The 18,693-nt window shown below is 69.5% G+C and carries 21 protein-coding genes; 6 read left to right on the top strand and 15 right to left on the bottom strand.

What is annotated here, in order from left to right; all coding sequences use genetic code 11:
• Positions 1-59 precede the first annotated feature (59 nt).
• The 6 genes from ABNF97_RS20600 to mqnC all read right to left on the bottom strand — a co-directional run bounded on the left by ABNF97_RS20600 (position 60) and on the right by mqnC (position 5,707).
• Positions 60-740, bottom strand: a complete 681-nt coding sequence (locus tag ABNF97_RS20600) for an NADH-quinone oxidoreductase subunit NuoB (protein WP_130461614.1) — start codon at positions 738-740, stop codon at positions 60-62.
• Positions 741-753: 13 nt separating this feature from the next.
• Complete coding sequence (locus tag ABNF97_RS20595) at positions 754-1,119, bottom strand: NADH-quinone oxidoreductase subunit A (protein ID WP_130461613.1); 366 nt, start codon at positions 1,117-1,119, stop codon at positions 754-756.
• A 122-nt stretch (positions 1,120-1,241) separates the two neighbouring features.
• A complete protein-coding gene (locus ABNF97_RS20590; RefSeq protein ID WP_130461612.1) occupies positions 1,242-2,519 on the bottom strand; it encodes a geranylgeranyl reductase family protein in 1,278 nt (425 codons plus the stop codon).
• Positions 2,520-2,791: 272 nt separating this feature from the next.
• Positions 2,792-3,361: a hypothetical protein gene (locus ABNF97_RS20585; protein WP_130461611.1), complete on the bottom strand. Its 570-nt coding sequence runs from the start codon at positions 3,359-3,361 to the stop codon at positions 2,792-2,794.
• 69 nt (positions 3,362-3,430) lie between these two features.
• The gene (locus tag ABNF97_RS20580) at positions 3,431-4,141 is read right to left on the bottom strand and encodes a demethylmenaquinone methyltransferase (protein ID WP_349339457.1); all 711 of its coding nucleotides are present in this window, start codon (positions 4,139-4,141) and stop codon (positions 3,431-3,433) included.
• 375 nt (positions 4,142-4,516) lie between these two features.
• On the bottom strand, positions 4,517-5,707 hold the full coding sequence (gene mqnC / locus ABNF97_RS20575; protein WP_130461609.1) for a cyclic dehypoxanthinyl futalosine synthase: 1,191 nt from the start codon (positions 5,705-5,707) through the stop codon (positions 4,517-4,519).
• A 194-nt stretch (positions 5,708-5,901) separates the two neighbouring features.
• On the opposite strand from mqnC, the gene ABNF97_RS20570 reads away from it, so the two are divergent.
• The 3 genes from ABNF97_RS20570 to ABNF97_RS20560 all read left to right on the top strand — a co-directional run bounded on the left by ABNF97_RS20570 (position 5,902) and on the right by ABNF97_RS20560 (position 8,411).
• On the top strand, positions 5,902-7,170 hold the full coding sequence (locus ABNF97_RS20570) for an AAA family ATPase (RefSeq protein WP_349339456.1): 1,269 nt from the start codon (positions 5,902-5,904) through the stop codon (positions 7,168-7,170).
• A 134-nt stretch (positions 7,171-7,304) separates the two neighbouring features.
• Positions 7,305-7,916, top strand: coding sequence for an RloB family protein (locus tag ABNF97_RS20565; RefSeq protein WP_349339455.1), 612 nt, complete (start codon positions 7,305-7,307; stop codon positions 7,914-7,916).
• Positions 7,917-8,009: 93 nt separating this feature from the next.
• Positions 8,010-8,411 carry a restriction system modified-DNA reader domain-containing protein gene (locus ABNF97_RS20560; protein WP_349339454.1) on the top strand — a complete coding sequence of 134 codons (402 nt, stop codon included), beginning with the start codon at positions 8,010-8,012 and terminating at the stop codon, positions 8,409-8,411.
• 625 nt (positions 8,412-9,036) lie between these two features.
• Here ABNF97_RS20560 and ABNF97_RS20555 read toward each other — a convergent pair.
• Together ABNF97_RS20555 and ABNF97_RS20550 are read right to left on the bottom strand one after the other, a co-directional pair.
• Complete coding sequence (locus ABNF97_RS20555; protein WP_349339453.1) at positions 9,037-9,231, bottom strand: DUF397 domain-containing protein; 195 nt, start codon at positions 9,229-9,231, stop codon at positions 9,037-9,039.
• Positions 9,232-9,236: 5 nt separating this feature from the next.
• The gene (locus ABNF97_RS20550) at positions 9,237-10,085 is read right to left on the bottom strand and encodes a helix-turn-helix domain-containing protein (RefSeq protein WP_349339452.1); all 849 of its coding nucleotides are present in this window, start codon (positions 10,083-10,085) and stop codon (positions 9,237-9,239) included.
• Between the two features lie 110 nt (positions 10,086-10,195).
• On the opposite strand from ABNF97_RS20550, the gene ABNF97_RS20545 reads away from it, so the two are divergent.
• Positions 10,196-10,609 carry a hypothetical protein gene (locus ABNF97_RS20545; RefSeq protein ID WP_349339451.1) on the top strand — a complete coding sequence of 138 codons (414 nt, stop codon included), beginning with the start codon at positions 10,196-10,198 and terminating at the stop codon, positions 10,607-10,609.
• A 61-nt stretch (positions 10,610-10,670) separates the two neighbouring features.
• On the opposite strand, the gene ABNF97_RS20540 is transcribed toward ABNF97_RS20545, so the two are convergent.
• From ABNF97_RS20540 to paaA, 7 genes are all read right to left on the bottom strand, one after another.
• On the bottom strand, positions 10,671-11,930 hold the full coding sequence (locus tag ABNF97_RS20540) for a phospholipase D-like domain-containing protein (RefSeq protein ID WP_349339450.1): 1,260 nt from the start codon (positions 11,928-11,930) through the stop codon (positions 10,671-10,673).
• Between the two features lie 82 nt (positions 11,931-12,012).
• Positions 12,013-12,342 (bottom strand): hypothetical protein, encoded by a 330-nt coding sequence (locus tag ABNF97_RS20535; protein WP_349339449.1) that lies wholly within the window; start codon positions 12,340-12,342, stop codon positions 12,013-12,015.
• 185 nt (positions 12,343-12,527) lie between these two features.
• A complete protein-coding gene (gene paaE, locus ABNF97_RS20530) occupies positions 12,528-13,640 on the bottom strand; it encodes a 1,2-phenylacetyl-CoA epoxidase subunit PaaE (RefSeq protein WP_130461606.1) in 1,113 nt (370 codons plus the stop codon).
• Complete coding sequence (gene paaD, locus ABNF97_RS20525; RefSeq protein ID WP_349339448.1) at positions 13,637-14,191, bottom strand: 1,2-phenylacetyl-CoA epoxidase subunit PaaD; 555 nt, start codon at positions 14,189-14,191, stop codon at positions 13,637-13,639. The genes paaE and paaD overlap by 4 nt, the downstream gene beginning before the upstream one ends.
• Entirely contained in the window at positions 14,188-14,934 is a 747-nt protein-coding gene (paaC, locus tag ABNF97_RS20520) for a 1,2-phenylacetyl-CoA epoxidase subunit PaaC (protein ID WP_130461605.1), read from the bottom strand. The genes paaD and paaC overlap by 4 nt, the downstream gene beginning before the upstream one ends.
• Positions 14,935-14,972: 38 nt before the next feature.
• Positions 14,973-15,275 (bottom strand): 1,2-phenylacetyl-CoA epoxidase subunit PaaB, encoded by a 303-nt coding sequence (gene paaB / locus ABNF97_RS20515; protein WP_130461604.1) that lies wholly within the window; start codon positions 15,273-15,275, stop codon positions 14,973-14,975.
• Positions 15,272-16,384, bottom strand: a complete 1,113-nt coding sequence (paaA, locus tag ABNF97_RS20510) for a 1,2-phenylacetyl-CoA epoxidase subunit PaaA (RefSeq protein ID WP_349339447.1) — start codon at positions 16,382-16,384, stop codon at positions 15,272-15,274. Before paaA ends, paaB begins: the two co-directional genes overlap by 4 nt.
• A 390-nt stretch (positions 16,385-16,774) precedes the next feature.
• Between paaA and ABNF97_RS20505 the strand changes: the two genes are divergently transcribed.
• Positions 16,775-17,734 (top strand): serine hydrolase, encoded by a 960-nt coding sequence (locus ABNF97_RS20505; RefSeq protein WP_349339446.1) that lies wholly within the window; start codon positions 16,775-16,777, stop codon positions 17,732-17,734.
• Positions 17,734-18,690: a serine hydrolase gene (locus tag ABNF97_RS20500; protein ID WP_130461601.1), complete on the top strand. Its 957-nt coding sequence runs from the start codon at positions 17,734-17,736 to the stop codon at positions 18,688-18,690. The genes ABNF97_RS20505 and ABNF97_RS20500 overlap by 1 nt, the downstream gene beginning before the upstream one ends.
• The last annotated feature ends 3 nt before the right edge of the window (positions 18,691-18,693 follow it).

Genomic DNA, 18,693 nt, shown 5'->3' with positions numbered 1-18,693 from the left:
CTCCGGGCCGCCATGAGGCTCAATCGCACCGAGCCGGCTGGTTCGCTCGCTCCGCTCGGTCATCGGTCGCCACCTCCGCTGCCGACCAGGTGGTTCTGTGCCTTCATCCAGTTCTCGATCCGGAGCTGCTCCTCGCGCCCCTCGGCGACCGCCCGGGTCCACTCGGCCCGCCGGGCCTTGTCGTTGCGGTACGACGAGGGCATCGCGCCGGGCGCCACCAGCGGTACGGCGCCGCGCGCCTGGCGTGCCTCGAGCATCTTGCGGCCGTTCGGGCCGAGCGGCTCGTGGCCGATCTTCTCGCGCAGCTTGAGGATCGCGTCGATCAGCATCTCCGGCCGGGGCGGGCAGCCGGGCAGGTACATGTCGACCGGTACGACGTGGTCGACACCCTGCACGATCGCGTAGTTGTTGAACATGCCGCCGCTGCTGGCGCAGACGCCCATCGAGATCACCCAGCGGGGCTCGGCCATCTGGTCGTAGATCTGGCGCAGCACCGGGGCCATCTTCTGGCTCACCCGGCCGGCGACGATCATCAGGTCCGCCTGTCGCGGCGAGGCGCGGAACACCTCCATGCCCCAGCGACCGAGGTCGTAGTGGGCGCCACCGGCCGCCATCATCTCGATCGCGCAGCAGGCCAGGCCGAAGGTCGCGCCCCAGAACGACGACTTCCGGGACCAGTTGACCAGCTTCTCGACCGAGGTGAGCAGGATCCCGGACGGGAGCTTCTCCTCGATACCCATCTGACGACCTCCCTCAGTCCCAGTCCAGGCCGCCGCGCCGCCAGACGTAGGCGTAGGCGACGAAGACCGCGACGATGAACAGCACCATCTCCACGAAGCCGAACAGCCCGAGGGCGTCGAAGCTGACCGCCCACGGGTACAGGAAGATGATCTCGATGTCGAAGACGATGAACAGCATCGCCGTCAGGTAGAACTTGATCGGCATCCGGCCGCCGCCGGGCGGCTGCGGGCTCGGTTCGATGCCGCACTCGTACGCCTCGAGCTTGGCTCTGTTGTAGCGCCGAGGGCCGGCGAAGCGCGCCGCGGCGACGGAGAACAGCGAAAACGCCGCGGCGAGGGCGAACAGCCCGATGATGGGTACGTACGGCGAGAGCGACATCGTTTTCCCCTGCTCGTCCTTCCCGGCCCTCGGTCAATTTCCAAATTCACACTATTCACGGTCCTCCGGGCGACGCTGCCCGGGGGTGCCACTGGTCGCCCGCGCGCGGGCCCGGCGACTGATCACACGGCCGGAGCCACCTTCGTCATCGCGTTGATGACCCGGTCCATCGCGTCCCCGCCGCGCGGATCGGTCAGGTTCGCCAGCAGCTTGAGCACGAACCGCATCAGGGTCGGGTGCGGCATGCCGTGCTTGGTGGCGATCCGCATCACGTGCGGGTTGCCGATCATCTTCACGAAGACGTTGCCGAGCCGGTAGTAGCCGCCGTACCGGGCCTTCAGCTCGGCGGGGTAGCCGGCCAGCGCGCGTTCCCGCTCGGCACCCGCCGGACGGGCCAGCGCCTGCACCACGATCTCGGCGGCGAGTTCGCCGGACTCCATCGCGTACGCGATGCCCTCGCCGTTGAACGGGTTGACCATGCCGCCGGAGTCGCCGACCAGCAGCAGCCCCCTGGTGTAGTGCGGCACCCGGTTGAAGCCCATCGGCAGGGCGGCGCCGAGGATCGGCCCGGCGGCGTTGGTCTCGTCGGTCATGCCCCACTCGGCCGGGGTGCCGGCGAGCCAGTCGACCAGCAGCCGGCGGTAGTTGGTCTTGCCGAACGCAGCCGAGGAGTTCAGCGCGCCCAGCCCGACGTTGACCCGGCCGTCTCCCATGCCGAAGATCCAGCCGTACCCGGGGAGCAGCTTGTCGGGGTGCTCCTTGCTCCGCAGTTCCAGCCACGACTCCAGGTAGTTGTCGTCGTGCTTGGCGGGCGAGCGGTAGTAGCGGCGGACGGCGACCCCGATCGGCCGGTCCTCCCGCTTGTTGAGGCCGAGCGCGACCGGGAGACGCCCGGAGACGCCGTCGGCGGCGATCACCAGCGGGGCGGCGAAGCTGGCCGGAGCCTTCTCCGGGCCGCTCTCGGCGACGACCCCGATCACCCGACCGTTCCCGTCGAGCACCGGGCCGGTCACGTTCACCCCGGTACGCAGTTCGGCGCCGGCCTCGACCGCCCGCTTGGCCAGCAGGTCGTCGAAGTCGAGGCGGGTGCGCACCAGTCCGTAGTTGGGGAAGCTGGCCAGTTCGGGCCAGTCGAGTTCCAGGCGTACGCCGCCGCCGATGACCCGCAGGCCCCGGTTGCGCAGCCAGCCCGCCTCGGGCGAGGTGTCGACGCCGAGCTTGACGAGCTGCTTGACGGCCCGCGGGGTGAGCCCGTCGCCGCAGACCTTCTCCCGGGGGAACTCCGTCTTCTCCAGCAGCAGCACGCGTAGGCCCTGGCGGGCCAGGTGATAGGCGGTTGTCGATCCACCCGGACCGGCGCCGACAACGATGACGTCCGCGTCGTACTCGACCGTGGCCATCCGCGCCTCCCCTCCCGATCGCTCGTGAAATGCTTCACAAGCCTCGTTCGGGGAGGAGTCTAGAGCCGCGAGGAGGCCGGCGACCGGTTAGGTGAACCTAAGTTGCCGAGGTAGGCGTACTGACTACCTGCCCGGACCCGTTCCGCCACCCGGACGCACACCCTCGTCCCGCCCACGTTGGGACATACCTCACCGGCGAAATAGCCGAACTGTCCCGGATGTGCATCTGCTCACAGCCGACCCTGCTCAGGGTCGCCTGCCCGCCCCGCTGCTCACGTGCGGTCCTCGCCGCTGCGCTGCGCCGGACGCCGTCTCGTCGGTCCCGGAGTGACCGGCCCGGGCTCGGTCGGGTGTGGATCGGTGGGGCGTGGCCGCACCGGGTGCGGGTCGCTGGGGTGCGGCTCGGCCGGATGCGGCCGCCCCGGGCCGGGTGCCGGCGGGTGCGGGTCGGCCGGACCGGGCCAGCCCGGCCGCGGTTGCCCCGGCTGGGGTTGCGCCGGGTGCGGCTCCGGCGGGTTCGGCTCGACCGGGTGCGGCTCGATCGGATACCCGCCGGTCGGCGCCGGGTCGTCGTCCGGGCTCAGTTCGTGCCCGTACGGCAGTTGCTCCCGCAGCGTGCCGCCGCTGACCCGGTCGAGCGCGGCCAGTACGTCGGCGACGACGGTCCGGATCGCCTCCGGGTCGGGTCCGGCGAGCTCCCGGATCTGCGCGATCAGGTCGGCCGCCTCGGCCGCCGGGTCGAGCGCCTCGGCCGCCGGATCGGCCGGGTCGAGCGCCTCGGCCGCCGGCGTCTCCTCGGCCGGCCGCCCGTCGCCGTCGCCTTGCCGGTCTGCCCCCGCCATGGGCGCAGCCTACGGCCTGGAAAGCTACTTCATGGATGAAAACCGACTAAAGAAGCATGAAACCGGAAATCAGCGACGCACCCCGCGGTGCAGTGCGACGATGCCGCCGGTCAGGTTCCGCCAGGCGACCCGGCGCCATCCGGACCGGGCGATCTGGTCGGCCAGCCCGGCCTGGTCCGGCCAGGCCCGGATCGACTCGGCCAGGTAGACGTACGCGTCCGGGTTGCTCGCCACGGCCCGGGCCACCGCCGGCAGCGACCGCATCAGGTAGGAGAGGTAGACCGTCCGGAAGACATGGTTGGTCGGGGTGCTGAACTCGCAGACCACGAGCCGACCGCCCGGCCGGGTGACCCGGGCCATCTCCCGGAGCGCCGCCTCGGTGTCCACCACGTTGCGCAGCGCCAGCGAGATGGTGACCGCGTCGAACGTCTCGTCCGGGAACGGTAGCCGGAGTGCGTCGCCGGCCAGCAACGGCAGCTCGGGGCGGCTCCGTCGGCCGGCCTGGAGCATCCCGATGGAGAGATCCAGGCCCACCGCGTCCGCTCCCGAGGTGGCCAGCTCGGCGGTGGAGACTCCGGTGCCGGCACCCACGTCGAGCACCCGGTCACCGGGGCGCAGCTCGAGGGCGGCCAGGGTGGCGCGGCGCCACCGCCGGTCCCGCCCGAACGAGATCACGGTGTTGGTCAGGTCATACCGGGACGCCACCTCGTCGAACATCGCCGCCACCTCGTGCGGCTGCTTGTCCAGGCTGGCCCGGCGTCCGGACGGGGTACGGGTCACGCCGGAAGAGTCTGCCAGACCGGCCGAGCCCGAACACACCACGGGCGAGGTGGCTCTCCACCTCGCCCGCGATGCCGTGCGTTATGTGAACGGCCCTCATGGACCGATAGAGGACGACCCCGGTGCGCCGCGTCCCGGCCCGGGGGCCGGTCCGTCCACGACGGTCAGCGGGTACGTGTGCCGGCACGTTATCGGTTCGACGGGCCCGGTCGCGCTCCCCTTGATCCAACCGTTATGACTGCCCGCACGGGCCCGGCTTCCAAGAATGTCCTGGTCACAAGCCATTTATCCGGCAGGCTCGACGTTTTGCCGGCGGATCGGAGCCAAGGACCGACCCCTCGCCCAGCCGGCGGTGGCCGAATGGACGAGGGTAGTTCAGCGGGTCCGGACGAGCGGGAGACTCCGGCCCGCGCCGCCACCGGGCAGCGCGATGGAGGAGAAGTGCGACACCACCCGGTCGTCGGTCGGGTCGTCGGCCGGGGTGTGGTGCACCGCCAGGTGCCGGTAGAGGGTGTCCCGCTGGGCGGGGATCCGGCCGGCGGAGCGGATCATCCAGATCAACTCGTGCAGGTTGGAGCGGTGCCGGGCGCCGGCCGAGGAGATGACGTTCTCCTCCAGCATGATCGAACCGAGGTCGTCCACCCCCATGTGCAGGGCGAGCTGTCCGGCGTCCTTGCCGGTGGTCAGCCAGGACGCCTGGAGATGCGGCACGGTGTCGAAGAAGAGCCGGGCCACCGCGACCAGCCGCAGGTACTCCAGGGTGGTCGCCTGGGTCCGGCCCTTGAGGTGGTTGTTCTCCGGCTGGTACGTCCACGGGATGAAGGACCGGAAGCCCCGGGTGCGGTCCTGCACGTCGCGGATCATCCGCATGTGTTCGATCCGCTCGGCGTTGGTCTCCCCGGTGCCCATCATCATGGTCGCGGTCGACTCGACGCCCTGCCGGTGTGCGAGTTCCATCACCTCCAGCCAGCGGGCGCCGGACTCCTTCAACGGGGCGATCGCCCTGCGCGGCCGCTCCGGCAACATCTCGGCACCGGCCCCGGCGATCGAGTCCAGCCCGGCCGCCTTGATCCGGCTGATCGCCTCCTCCAGGCTGACCCCGGAGACCTTCGCCATGTGCAGGATCTCGCTCGGCCCGATGGAGTGGATGACGAGCTGCGGGTACGCCCGCTTGACCGAGGAGAAGAGCTCCTCGTAGTACTCCACGCCGTAGTCGGGGTGGTGACCGCCCTGGAGCATCACCTGGGTCGCGCCCAGCTCGACCGCCTCGGCACAGCGGCGCAGGATCTCCTCGGTCGGGTGCGTCCAGCCCTCCCGGTGCTTCGGCGCCCGGTAGAAGGCACAGAACTTGCACGCGGTCACGCAGACGTTGGTGTAGTTGATGTTGCGATCGATCAGGTACGTGACGATGTTGTCCGGATAGCGCCGCCGCCGTACCGCGTCGGCCGCCTCACCCAGCGGGTGCAGCGGCGCGTCGGTGTAGAGCAGCAGCGCCTCCTCGGGCGTGATCCGCCCGCCGTCCGCGCCACGTTGCAGGATGCTGTCGATCTCCCGGCTCACCGTCACGTACCCGAGGGTACGTCGCCGGCCCGCTCCACCATCTCCTGGCGTCTGCCGCCACCCCGCCGCCCGACCAATCGGCGGATCGCCGAGCACAGCAAGAGACGGTCGTCGCCTCATTTCGGGCCGAAAATCGGCACTTCTTGACGGATTCGGGCTGCTGATGGCTAGACTCGCACTGAGAGGAGGCTCGGTTTCGGATGCTGCTGCGGTTCCGTGTAGAGAACTTCGCCTCGTTGCGGGACGAGACGGAGCTGAGTCTGATTGCTGCCGATGATCATCCGGGCATCGCCACCTGGCCATTGCCCCGCGACAGTCTGCGCGCGCTCCCGGCGGTCGGCATCTTCGGCACGAACGCCTCCGGCAAGTCGAACGTGATCAAGGCCCTGCACTTCGCCAGGGACGCGGTCCGCTACTCCCATCAGCGCTGGCTACCCGAGGAGCCGATCCCGGGGCGCTGGCCGTTCCGGCTGGATACCAGCAGTGCCACCCGGCCGAGCGAGTTCGCCTTCGACATCGTCGTCGGCGAGGTGCGCTACGAGTACGGATTCGCCCTGGACGACGAAGTGATCCAACGTGAGTGGCTCTACGCGTTTCCCAAGGGGCGTCGCCAGGTCTATTTCGAACGTGAGCATGGCGCACTTCGGTTCGGCAACCACTTGACCGGCCAACGCGAGTTGATTGCGGAGGTGGTGCGACCGAACAGCCTCTACCTCTCCGCCGCCGCCGCCCAGAACCATCCCCAACTCGGTAGGATCTACGGCTGGTTCGGCCCTCGGCAAATGGCATCGGTGCGGCCGGAGACCTCGGCATCCCCACGTGGCGGACCGCCCGACGAACGCATGCTCGATCTGCTTCGCTTCGCGGACCTGGGCATCGTCGGCGCCGAGTTCGTGGAGCCTACCGCTGAGGAGATCGAACGGCGGATCGCCCGTGCCGGCAACGCTCGGAGAGTGATCGAACCGACTCCGCGACTGGAGCTTGCGCACACGGCAAAGGTCCCGTCGGGGCGGGCCACTCTGCCGTGGCGTTGGGAATCCACCGGCACCCGTGCCTGGTTCGACCTGCTCCAACCGGCCATCCAGGTCCTCGACATCGGCGGCCTGCTGATCGTCGACGACCTGGGGACAGGGCTGCACCCCCTGCTCACCGCACAACTCCTGCGGCTGTTCCACGACCCGGCAACGAACCAGCATGGCGCACAACTCGTTTTCAACAGCCACGACGTCGGGCTACTCGGACGGCACCATGGGGTCACCCTGGCCAGAGATCAGGTCTGGCTCACGGAGAAGGACCCGGCCGGCGCTACCCGGCTGTACCCGCTCACTGAGTTCCGCGTGCGCGATGGCCTGGACGACGTCGAAGGCCGGTACCTCAAAGGCAGGTACGGCGGCGTGCCCTTCTTCGATGAAGATCTCCTTGCCTCGCTGTCCGGATTTGACCCCAATGCTCCGAAACAATCTAACTAAACACTGGCCCTTGGAGCTTCCAAACCCTAGTGTGCCAAAGGTAAGATCGAGCGCGTGAATGAGATCGGGTACGGGCGCGAGCAGCGCTTGACGCACCCTTGGGCGCGACGGCACCGGTTGTGGGGCGAGGGCTGATGCGCCATGGGGGACGACCGCTACGCCGCAAGTACGGGCAACGCGAGGAGCGTCAGCTCTTTCTCATCTACTGCGAGGGCAAACGCACCGAGGTGGACTACTTCAAGGGCGTACGGCGCGACCTCCGTGCCAGCACCGTCCAACTCGAAATCATCCCTGGAGGCGGTGAACCATTCGGCCTGGTCAGAATGGCCATCGACCGCCAGGCTCAGAAGGCGCACGGTCAGGCAGCCGACCAGACATGGTGCGTGTTTGATGCGGAAGCGCCACAGCCCCACGCCAAACTGGAGGACGCCATCACCCTGGCGAAGAAGCACGGCATCGAGTGCGCGATCTCGAATCCGTGCTTCGAACTCTTTCTCCTCTGGCACTTTCGGGATCACACGGCCTATCTGAGCACTGAACAGGCGTGTCGACTCCTGCAGGAGTGCCCTTGCGGCTACCGCCAGCGGGCGAAAAGGGTCGACTATGGTGCCGTCCGCCCTGGGCAGCCGGACGCGATGCGACGTGCCGCCCAACGCCACCGCCTGCTCGCCGACACGCCGCTGTACCACCGCAACCCGGGCTGCACGGTCCACCTCCTGCTAGAGGCGCTCCTCCGCCAAGCGTGACGGAACGAGCTGATGCGACTGCTCGAGAACGCCCCCTAGACTTTCCCTTTAAGACTCCAAGATGGGAAGATTGCAGCCATGCAGAGGATAGAGGTGGACGACGAGGTGTATGCCCTGCTCCAGCAGCATGCGCAGCCCTTTGTCGACCGCGAGAACGACGTGCTACGCCGGCTACTGGGACTGGACGGGGAGCAGCCGCCCCGGACTGCCGGCGCGCCTCGGCGGCGCACCGGCGACCTGATGCCCTTCATCAATGCCGAACTACTCAGGCCCGGTGATGAGTTGGTTCATGTTCAGCCTCGCCGTGGCTTGGAGCACAGGGCCACGGTGACCTCCGATGGCCATCTTGAGCTCGCGGATGGGCGGGTGTTCGGCAAGCCGTCACCCGCGTTGAAGGCATGCGTCGGGCACGACATCAACGGCTGGGACCAGTGGACGCACACACCGAGCGGGCACCGGCTGAAGGACCTTCGGGAAGAGCTTCGCAGGAGGTGACCAATCGACACCAGACATCTCGGTGCCGGGCAGGGCTCCAACGGTTCGTCGATAGTTACGCACCGTCCCGTCCCGGCCCGCCCCACCTCGATCATGTGATCCGTCCTCGACCCCTGTCGGACGTACGTCCCCAGGAGTGGACCGGCGCTTGCCGGCCGGTCGTGCCCCAGGTGAGTGTCGGCACCCACGCGTAGGATCGGCGGGACATGATGGCGCCTGACCCCAGACGAGCCCACGCACTGGTAGACGAACTAGTCGGTCCCTCGGACGAGAGCGCCGACCGAGCGGTCGCGATACTCCACGCGCATGCCGCAGCACTCGCCTGGGTCCGCGGCACAACGGGCAGCTATCCCGCGCCACCGTTGGTCGCGGTCGCCCTGAACGACGCGGCAGCCTCGCTCCGCGCCGCGCAAGATCAGCGCGACCCGGTGACTGTTCTCGGCCGGGTCGCCGTCGAGGCGCTAGCGGCCTATCGGGCGGCTGCCGCAGCGTGACGCCACACGCCCAGGGCATCGGGCTGGGCCGAGCACTGCTGACGCACGCCCTCCTCGACACCCACCCCCGGTCACCCCGGATGTTCTCTGTCGCCCCGTCCTGATCAGACGCGGTGGAATGGCGACCCGGGTCAGCGTCCGGCCGAACGCCCGGCCACGAACCTCGCCCAGGCACCACGCTCGAAAGCCAGCACCGGCCCCGACGGATCCTTCGAGTCCCGGACCGCCACCACGCCAGCCACCTCGGCAACCTCGACGCAGTCGGAGTTGGAACCGCTGCGGCTGGACTTGCGCCACTGGGCGTGGGAGACATCAGGGGTGATCATTCGGCTCACGCTCGCTCACACTCGGTTGCGACCCGCGCAACGAACTCCACCGACTCGGCGGCGCTCAGCGCCACCTCGGCCAGCCTATCTGTTTCCTGCCGGAACAGCGCCACCCGTTCCGGCTCGTCAAGGAAGAGCCCGGACATCTTGTGTTCCAGATGGACCACGGAGCGGTTGCGGGCAAAGTCAAGCAGCACGATCGGCCCGTCGAGTCCGGTATGAGCGCCGAGCTCGAACGGCACCACCCGGAGCGTCACGTTGGGCCGCTCGGCGGCCTCGACCAGGTGCCGGAGCTGCCGGACCATCACCCTGGGGCTCCCAAGCACGCGACGCAGGACCATCTCGTCCAGCAACACATTCAACTTCGGGGGCTCCGCTCGGGTAAGGATCGCCTGCCGACCCAGCCGGGCCGCAACCCGCGTCTGGGCATCCGCCTCCCCTACTCCGCATCCGTTCATAACCGCTCGGGCGTAGTCCGCAGTCTGGAGTAGTCCCGGCACCAGCAGCGGCTGCCAGTTGACGATGGCGGTCGCCTCAGCCTCGAGCCGGATGAGCGTGCGTGACTCGGCCGGGAGGTTGCCGAGCACCTCCCACCAGCCCGTGTCCTTGGCTCGCTCCACCAAGCCCAGCAGCCGCTTACGCTCCTCACCGGTGACGCCATAGACGACCAGCAGCGCGGCCACGTCCTCCAGGTGGATGCCTTGCTGCCCAGTCTCCATCCGAGACAGCCGGGACGGCTGCCACCCAAGCTGCTTCGTCACCGATGCTGCGGTCAACCGCCGATCCTGCCGGAGTTGGCGCAGCTCCCCACCAAGCCCACGACCTACCACAGTGGCCGGCTGCTGCCGAGACATCTCGGTCTCCTCACATCTACGCATTGACACTGCCACCTAGAGTAGTCCACCCTAATCGCAATATTGCCACACCTGCTAGATGCGATCAGCAATTGAGGAAGGTGGTTCACATGTTGCCCACAACATCGCCGCAGTATCAGCCGTCCTGGATCAAGCCGTACGACCCTGCCGATTCACCGGGGCCGATCCCCTCGGTGCTGGAGTCGTTCCGGTGGCCCCCTCAGCCGGGACAGCGCCGACCGAGCCAGGCCGAGATCGAAACGGCGCGCTACACCGTGTTGCTGGTGTCGCCGGAAGCCGCCCAGGCGCTCGGGCACGACCGCACCGACGTCGGGCTGAGGATCTATCAGGACGGGTACCGCGACGAGACTCCGGTCGACCTCGAAGAGGCCGCCAGCTACATCGCCGAGATGTGCGGCACGCCGGTCACCCTGGTCGAGCACCGCTCCGACCTGACGTACTGGACCGCTCAACCCGCACCACCGTCCCCAAAGAGGGCAGATCGCACTACTTCGGGGAAGTAGTGGCCTCACCAGCGGGACGATGCCACTACTTCCCCGAAATTGCGGGTACCTGGGACGGGAGTCAGCTGGTGCAGCTGCCGTTGTCCGGGTTGACGCACTTGGCGCGGGCCCAGAGGGTCTCGAAGTTGTCGTGGAAGTCGTTCCAGACCGTCGGGTGCTCGATCTTCACCAGGGTCTCGTCGTGGTCGGTCAGCGCCGGGTCGGTGATGTTGTGCGAGCCGGTGAAGACGAGGCTCCGCCCGGCCACCCCGGCGAAGGTGCCCCGGATGATGATGTTCTTCGAGTGCACGGTCACCACCCGGCCGTCGACGTTGCTGGCCTCGGCGTCGTGGTACTTCTTCAGCGAGACGTTCGGCTGCCCGTTCAGGGTGGCGTACGCGGTGCTGCCCATCGAGCCGTACACCACCCGGACCTTGCAGCCCATCCGGCCGATCCGGCGCAGCTGGGTGGCGACCTGCGGGCGGGCGTCGGTGAACTGGGCGTGCGCCACGTCCACCGCGCAGCCGCTGGCGTACGCGTTCACCTCGGCCAGCCGGTTCGCCAGGGTGTCGCTGTCGGCCCGGGGCGAGTGGTAGACGGTGACCGCGGTGTTCGGCGACTTGTAGTAGCCGTTGGCGGCGTTGAAGTAGTCGTTGTTCTTCCGCTGCGCCCGCATGTCGTTGAAGTACCTGGTGAAGTGGTCGTACAGGTCGTAGTCCTCGTGCACGACCAGCGCCGTGTTGAAGAGGTTGTTCTGGCTGAAGGTGAGGTTCTGCGAGCTGACGAAGACGACCCGCTTCATGGTGCCGCTGGTGGAGAACGTGAAGACCTTGTTGTGGTTGATCGAGTTGCTCTTGTTGCCGATGCAGGCCGTCGAGCCGGCCACCGTCGACGAGGTCTTGCCGCAGATCACCAGGTCGTCGAGGTTGGCCGACCTGAGCAGCGGTACCGCGGTGTTGTCGGCCCGGGTGTTCACCCCGCCGCCGGTCTCGTCCAGCACGATCCGGACGACCACGCCCCGGGCCGCCGCCCGGGCCAGCGCCTCGGCCACCACCGGGGAACTCCAGCTGTACATGATGCCCCGGATGTAGCTGCCGGCCGGCACGCCGTCGGCCAGCCGGACCAGCTCGTCCTCGATGGTCCGGTCCCGGGTGCCGTCCTCGGCCGGGACGTTGAACCGGGTGTACGCCGGGAACGGGTCGACCGCGGTGACCGCGCCGTCCTCGGCGTCGGCCGGGGTGGGGGCGGCGGCCACGGCGGGCGGGGTGAGCAGGATGGTGCTGAGCAGTCCGAGCGCCGCGCAGGAGGCGAGTCCGACCCGGGCGCGACGCGTACGCGGCATCCTCATGGATACCTTGTTAGTACACATCCTTCGATGGAGCAACAACCCGTGAAGAAATTCTTCAATGCCGCCAGCGGCGATCTCAGTTGTACATGGTGAGGTAGTAGTACCCCTGCGGCTCACCGCTGCGCCACTCGTAGACGCAGGTGTAGTAACGCCAGGCGCCGGCCGCGACGAGGCTGTCCCCGAAGTAGCGGCAGGCCGCGACGGTGTAGTAGGAACCGAACGGGTACGGAGAGGGATTGTCGGCCACCGCCTGCCGATCGGCCGGCACCGCCGCCTGGGCCGGCACCGCCGCCTGGGCCGGCACCGCCGCCTGGGCCGGCACCGCCGCCTGGGCCGGCGCACCGGCCCCGACCAGCAACGCGGTGCCGACGAAGGCGAGCGCCAGGACAGCCCGAACTCGACGCATGGGTCCTCCTCGAAATCGGCGCCGCTCCCGGTTCACCAGCGGCGCGCCACCGACTCTCAAGATAGAGAGTGATCGATCTCGTACCGGTCGCGCGCGGCAAGGTTTCCGTCATCCGCGCAACGCGTCGAACCCACCGATGGCGCTCCATGTCCGTCCGCACCAAGACGGATCCGGGACAACCCGCCTCAGCCGTCGTAGTCGACCACCAGGGTGTCGGTGACCGGGCTGGCCTGGCAGGTGAGCACGTACCCGGCGGCCACCTCGTCCGGCTCCAGGGCGTAGTTGCGGGCCATCGACACCTCGCCGGCGACCACCCTCGCCCGGCAGGTCGAACAGACCCCGCCCCTACAGGCGTACGGCAGCTCGCCCCGGACCCGCAGCGCCGCGTCGAGCACCCGCTCGTCCCGCCCCATCCGGAAACTCGACGCCCGGCCGTCCAGTCGGATCGTCACCTCGGTACCGGCGCCGGCGGCCGTCTCCGCCGGGCGGGCCGGCGGCGCGGGCGGCGCGTCCACATGGAACAGCTCGGCGTGTACGGCCCGCTCCGGCACCCCCCGCCCGGCCAGTACCCGCCGCGCGTCGCGCACCATCCCGTACGGGCCGCAGAGGAACCACTCGTCGATCCGCTCGGCCGGCACGACGGTGTCGAGCAGCCGGCCGAGCCGCTCGGCGTCGACCCGGCCGTGCAGCAACGGCGACTCGCCCGGCTCCCGGGACAGCACGTGCACCAGGTGCAGCCGCTCCGGATAGCGGTCCTTCAGGTCGGCCAGCTCCTCCACGAACATCACGGTGCGGCCGTGCCGGTTGCCGTACACCAGGGTGAAGGTGCTGGCCGGCTCGACCGCCAGTGCGGTCGCGACCAGCGACAGCACCGGGGTGATGCCGGACCCGGCGACCACCCCGGCGTAGTGCCGGACCCGGTCCGGCGCGAACGCCGTGCCGAACGTCCCCAGCGGCGGCAGCACGTCCACCGTGTCGCCGGCCCGCAGCGTCGAGACCGCGAAGCTGGAGAAGGCGCCGCCCGGCACCTCCCGGACCCCGATCCGGAGCCGTCCGGTCGCGGCCAGCTCGGCCGGGGTCGAGCAGATCGAGTACGACCGCCGCACCTCGGCCCCGTCCGGCGGGACCCGCCGTACCGTGAGGTGCTGGCCGGCCCGGAAGGCGAAGGTCTCCCGCAGCTCGGCCGGCACCTCGAAGGTGACCGCTACGGCGTCCTCGGTGAGCCGGTCGACCGCCTGGACCGGCAACGGGTGGAAGACCGGCCGGCGGCGGACCGGCCGGTTGATGGTCACGCTCAAAACGCCCTCAGATGGTCGAAGGGTTCCCGGCAGGCCCGGCACCGCCACAGCGACTTGCAGGCGGTCGAGCCGAACCGGCTGATCTGCTCGGTGTCGCCGCTGCCGCAGTGCGGACACCGAACACTCAACCTCACCCGCACCGGGCCGGTAGGGAAGGGCCCCCGCATATCGCTTTCGGTGGTGGAAGGGCCCCTGCCCAGCACCTCGGGGCGGCCGCTCGCCGGGCCCGGCGGGGCGATCCCGGCGGCGGCCAGTTTGGCCCGGCCGGCCTCGGAGATCCAGTCGGTGGTCCAGGCCGGGGCGAAGACGGTGACGACCTCCGCGTCCGGGTGCCCGACGGCGGCCAGCGCGGCCCGGATGTCGGCTCGGATCACGTCCATCGCCGGGCAGCCGGTGTAGGTCGGGGTGATCGTCACGGTGACCCGCCCGGTCCCCGGGTCCTCGGTCACGTCCCGCAGCACGCCGAGGTCCTCGATGGTCAGCACCCGCAGCTCGGGGTCGACCACCGCCGCCACGGCCCGACGGGTCCGGGAGAGTCGGCCCGCGCTCACCAGCGGGCTCCCGGATGTGCCCGGTGCAGCACCTGCAGCTCGGCGAGCAGGTAGGAGAGGTGCTCGGTGTGCAGGCCGGTCCGGCCGCCGGTCGGCCCCCAGCCGTCGGCCGGACGCGCCAGCGTGGCGGCCTCCAGCACCGGCTCGACGTTCGCCAGGAAGGCGGAGCGCAGCCCGGCCGGGTCGACCGGGGCGGCCGGGTCGGCCGCGAACAGCTCGCCGGTGTACGGCCACAGCTCGTCCACCGCCGCCCGCATCCGCCGGTGCGACTCCTCGGTGCCGTCGCCGAGGCGTACCGTCCAGAGGCTGGCGTGGTCGAGGTGGTAGGCGACCTCCTTGCGGGCCTTGCCCGCGATGGCCGCCAGCCGCTCGTCGGCGCAACCGCGGAGCGCGGTGTAGAGCGGGAGCTGGTATGCCGACAGGAAGAGCAGCTTCGCCATGGTCATCGCGAAGTCGCCGTTCGGTAGTTCGACCAACAGGCAGTTGCGGTACTCCCGGTCGGAGCGCAGGTACGCCAGCGTGTCCTCGTCCCGGCCGGCCCCCTCCAGCTCACCGGCGTAGCTGAGCAGCAGCCGGGCGGCGCCGAGCTGGTCCAGGGCGATGTTGGCCAGCGCGACGTCCTCCTCCAGCTCCGGCGCGGCGGTGACCCACTCACCGAGCCGCTGGGCGGCGACCAGGGCGTCGTCGCCGAGCCCGAGCAGGTAGTCGACGGTGGTGTTCGCGGGTGTGCCAGAGGTGTTCACAGGTGCGTCAGAGGTGTTCACAGGTGCGTCAGAGGTGTTCACAGGTGCGCCGCCCCGTCGGGCACCGGGTAGAACGTCGGATGCCGGTAGACCTTGTCGGCCGCCGGCTCGAAGAAGGCGTCCTTCTCGTCCGGGCTGGAGGCGGTGATCGCCCCGGCCGGTACGACCCAGATCGAGACACCCTCCTGGCGGCGGGTGTAGAGGTCCCGGGCGTTGCGCAGCGCCAGCTCGGCGTCGGGGGCGTGCAGGCTGCCGACGTGGGTGTGCGACAGTCCGCGCCGGGCCCGGACGAAGACCTCCCAGAGCGGCCAGCCGGCCCGGCCCTGGTCCGGGGCGCTCACGCCGGCACCGCCGTTTGCTCGGCGGCCCGCGCGGTGTGCTCGGCGGCCCGCGCGGTGTGCTCGGCGGCCCGCTTGGCCGCGTACGCCTCGGCGGCCTCGCGTACCCAGGCGCCGTCGGCGTCGGCCCGGCGGCGGTGCGCGATCCGTTGCCGGTTGCACGGCCCGTCACCGGCGATCACCCGCATCAGCTCGGCGTAGTCCGGCTGGGTGTAGTCGTGCGCCTGCCGCGACTCGTTCCAGCGCAGGTCGGGGTCGGGCAGGGTGAGGCCGAGCACGCCGGCCTGCTGCACGCACATGTCGACGAAGCGCTGCCGCAGCTCGTCGTTGGAGAACCGCTTGATCTTCCAGGCCATCGACTGCTGGGAGTGTGTCGAGTCGCCGTCCGGCGGGCCGAACATCGCCAGCGACGGGTACCACCAGCGGTCCACCGCGTCCTGGGCCATCGCGTGCTGCTCGGGGGTGCCGCCGGCCAGGGTGTGCAGGATCTCGAAGCCCTGCCGCTGGTGGAAGGACTCCTCCTTGCAGATCCGGATCATCGCCCGGGCGTACGGCCCGTACGAGCACCGGCACAGCGGGACCTGGTTGACGATCGCCGCGCCGTCCACCAGCCAGCCGATGGCGCCGACGTCGGCCCAGGTCAGCGTCGGGTAGTTGAAGATCGAACTGTATTTCTGCCGACCGGAGAGGAGCAGCTCGACGAGTTCGTCCCGGGTCACCCCGAGGGTTTCGGCGGCGGCGTAGAGGTAGAGCCCGTGCCCGGCCTCGTCCTGCACCTTGGCGAGCAGGATCGCCTTGCGCTTGAGCGAGGGTGCCCGGCTGATCCAGTTGCCCTCGGGCTGCATGCCGATGATCTCGGAGTGGGCGTGCTGGGCGATCTGCCGGATCAGAGTCTTCCGGTACGCCTCCGGCATCCAGTCCCGGGGCTCGATCTTCTGGTCCGCTTCGATCAGGGCGCTGAAGTAGTCCTCTGGGTCGGTGTCGGCGGCCGGGTCGTCCCCGGAGCGGCCACGGTCGGCGGCGGACCGCAGCGCCGCCTCCGCCGCCTCGACCTGGCCGAGCAGGCTGCCGGCGGGTCCGTCATCCGAAACCGGGAAGTCATGTCCGTACACACAGCAAGTGTTACAGCTCAACTAGCCACTTACCAAGACGTGTAATAGAAATGCCACCCAGACCCGACCGTGAGCTGGGGAGGCCCCAACACGAAATGTCCGCACTGGTGGGTGAATGAGACTGGTCACACTCGCCCAGATATTCACCATCTATCAGCACGGACCCGATCATTTCCGGCGACACCGGGGAACTCCCCGGCCTTCGCTGTCTGGCGGATTGGATCGGGCCACGTAAACTTTCCCCGTCCCGGCCTGCCACCTCCCCCCGGCAGCTCGGGCGCGGAGCAGACCGCCGGTGTGGGGCTGGCGGAGGCACCGCCGACACACGCAACACCGCAAGCGCCCCGGACACCGCGGCCCTCCGGCCTTCACCCTTGGAGCCCCATCCTCATGCGTCCCCGCGTGACCCTGGTGCTCGCCATCACGGCAGTCGTGCTTGGCGGCCTGCTGCTCGTTCCCTCCGCGTACGCCCGGCTGGTCGACTCCGGCGGAGTCACCTCCTCGGCCGAGGATCCGCCGGTCGGGATCGAGCCGTCCGCGCCGCCGCCGCCGACCCTGACCGCCGCGCCCGTGACGGTGAAGGGCGTCGACGGCTTCTTCTCCTGGGCTCTGCTCGACCGGAAGGCCGGGAAGATCTCCGGCGCCCGGAACATGACCTCCACCAACTCGACCGAGTCGATGATCAAGGTGTGGATCGTCTCGGACTACCTTCGTCGACTGAAGGACAAGGAACCTCCGTCGAGGCTGCTGAAGATGGCCAGCACCGCCATCCGGGACAGCAACGACGACGCCACGAACACCCTGTACAACGCCGCTGGCGGTGTCGGCAGCCTGGACCGCTTGATCAAAATGTGCGGCCTCACCGAGACCTCGAAGGAGATTCCTCCCGGCGACAACCGCGTTTGGTGGAGTTACACCAGTATGTCCCCCAGGGACGCGGTCCGGATGGGAGAGTGCCTGAAGGACGGCACAGCCGCCGGACCGAAGTGGACCGACTGGGTATTGGACGAGATGAGCAAGGTACGCGGCACGACGGCCGCCAAGGATCAGCGGGCCCGGCAGGGCGGCGGTCGCTGGGGCATCATCGACGGACTGCCGCAGGGAATCCTCGGGCAGGGGCGGGTCAGCATCAAGAACGGCTGGACGCTGATCAACGCTGACGGGAAGTGGCACCTGAACTGCCTGGCGATCACCGACGACTGGGTGCTCTCCGTGATGACGCGCTACTCCGGTGCCAAGGGGCTCGACTTCGGCGCCGACGTCTGCGCCAGCGTCGCCAGCCAACTGGTCCCCCCGCAGCCGGGCGCCGTGCTCAAGGTGCCCCGGCCACTCACCGTCAAGCGGTCCTGATGGGCACCAGGGAACGCACCGCCGAGCGGCGGGCCCGGTCCAACCGGTCCACCCTGCTGCGGCTGACCCTGATCACAGGCGTACTGCTGGTGCTGGTACTGGTCGGGCTCCGGCTGATGCCGGGCTCGCCGTTCGCGAGTACCGCCGCCGCCGAGTGGGGCGAACCGGCCGGACCAGGCGGTTCGTCCGCCACCACCCCGGGCAGGCCGGCCACTCCCACCCCGACGCCCAGCCCCACGCTGCCGGCGCTGTCGGTGGCGCCAGCCAAGGTGAAGATCAACAAGGACGGCTGGTGGAACTGGGCGCTGATGGACACCCGGACCGGCGAGATCTCCGGCTCGGCCAACATGGACGAGACCAACCCGACCGCCTCGATGATCAAGGCGTGGATCGGGGCGGACTTCCTGCGCCGCGCCACCGAGAAGGGCGAGACCCCGAGCGACACCCGGATGAACCAGGTCTCGATCATGATCCGGGACAGTGACAACAACGCCGCCCAGACCCTCTACGAACGCAACGGCGGCACGGCGTCGATCAAGCGGCTGATCAGCATCTGCGACCTGACCGACAGCAGCCCGTCCGCCGACGGCGGTTGGAGCCGTACCGCGCTCTCGGCCCGGGACACCGCCCGGATGGGCGCCTGCATCGCCGACGGCCGGGCCGCCGGGCCGGAGTGGACCGAGTGGCTGCTCGACGAGATGCGCGCCGTACGCGGTGTCGGCAACTTCGGTATCCGCAAGGCGTTCCCGGCGGCCGAGCAGAAGACCATCGCGGTCAAGAACGGCTGGGTGGACCGGCAGCGCGAGCAGAGGTACACGGTGAACTGCCTGGCGATCGGCGACGGTTGGACGATGGCCGTGGAGACCCGGTACGCGCTCGACCTCGGCTACACGTACGGGGCGAAGATCTGCGAGGACGTGGCCCGGCAACTTCGCGCCGCCGCCGCCGCGACCTGAGCG

Source organism: Plantactinospora sp. B6F1 (genome assembly GCF_040120695.1).
In the GTDB taxonomy this organism is placed as follows: domain Bacteria; phylum Actinomycetota; class Actinomycetes; order Mycobacteriales; family Micromonosporaceae; genus Plantactinospora.
This window is presented reverse-complemented; position numbering and strand designations above follow the sequence as displayed.

Bases quoted from the DNA above. Each gene is read 5' to 3' on its own strand.
- ABNF97_RS20600 (WP_130461614.1), bottom strand. From the start codon at position 740: ATGGGTATCGAGGAGAAGCTCCCGTCCGGGATCCTGCTCACCTCGGTC.
- ABNF97_RS20595 (WP_130461613.1), bottom strand. From the start codon at position 1,119: ATGTCGCTCTCGCCGTACGTACCCATCATCGGGCTGTTCGCCCTCGCC.
- ABNF97_RS20590 (WP_130461612.1), bottom strand. From the start codon at position 2,519: ATGGCCACGGTCGAGTACGACGCGGACGTCATCGTTGTCGGCGCCGGT.
- ABNF97_RS20585 (WP_130461611.1), bottom strand. From the start codon at position 3,361: ATGGCGGGGGCAGACCGGCAAGGCGACGGCGACGGGCGGCCGGCCGAG.
- ABNF97_RS20570 (WP_349339456.1), top strand. From the start codon at position 5,902: ATGCTGCTGCGGTTCCGTGTAGAGAACTTCGCCTCGTTGCGGGACGAG.
- ABNF97_RS20565 (WP_349339455.1), top strand. From the start codon at position 7,305: ATGCGCCATGGGGGACGACCGCTACGCCGCAAGTACGGGCAACGCGAG.
- ABNF97_RS20555 (WP_349339453.1), bottom strand. From the start codon at position 9,231: ATGATCACCCCTGATGTCTCCCACGCCCAGTGGCGCAAGTCCAGCCGC.
- ABNF97_RS20550 (WP_349339452.1), bottom strand. From the start codon at position 10,085: ATGTCTCGGCAGCAGCCGGCCACTGTGGTAGGTCGTGGGCTTGGTGGG.
- ABNF97_RS20545 (WP_349339451.1), top strand. From the start codon at position 10,196: ATGTTGCCCACAACATCGCCGCAGTATCAGCCGTCCTGGATCAAGCCG.
- ABNF97_RS20540 (WP_349339450.1), bottom strand. From the start codon at position 11,930: ATGCCGCGTACGCGTCGCGCCCGGGTCGGACTCGCCTCCTGCGCGGCG.
- ABNF97_RS20535 (WP_349339449.1), bottom strand. From the start codon at position 12,342: ATGCGTCGAGTTCGGGCTGTCCTGGCGCTCGCCTTCGTCGGCACCGCG.
- ABNF97_RS20505 (WP_349339446.1), top strand. From the start codon at position 16,775: ATGCGTCCCCGCGTGACCCTGGTGCTCGCCATCACGGCAGTCGTGCTT.
- ABNF97_RS20500 (WP_130461601.1), top strand. From the start codon at position 17,734: ATGGGCACCAGGGAACGCACCGCCGAGCGGCGGGCCCGGTCCAACCGG.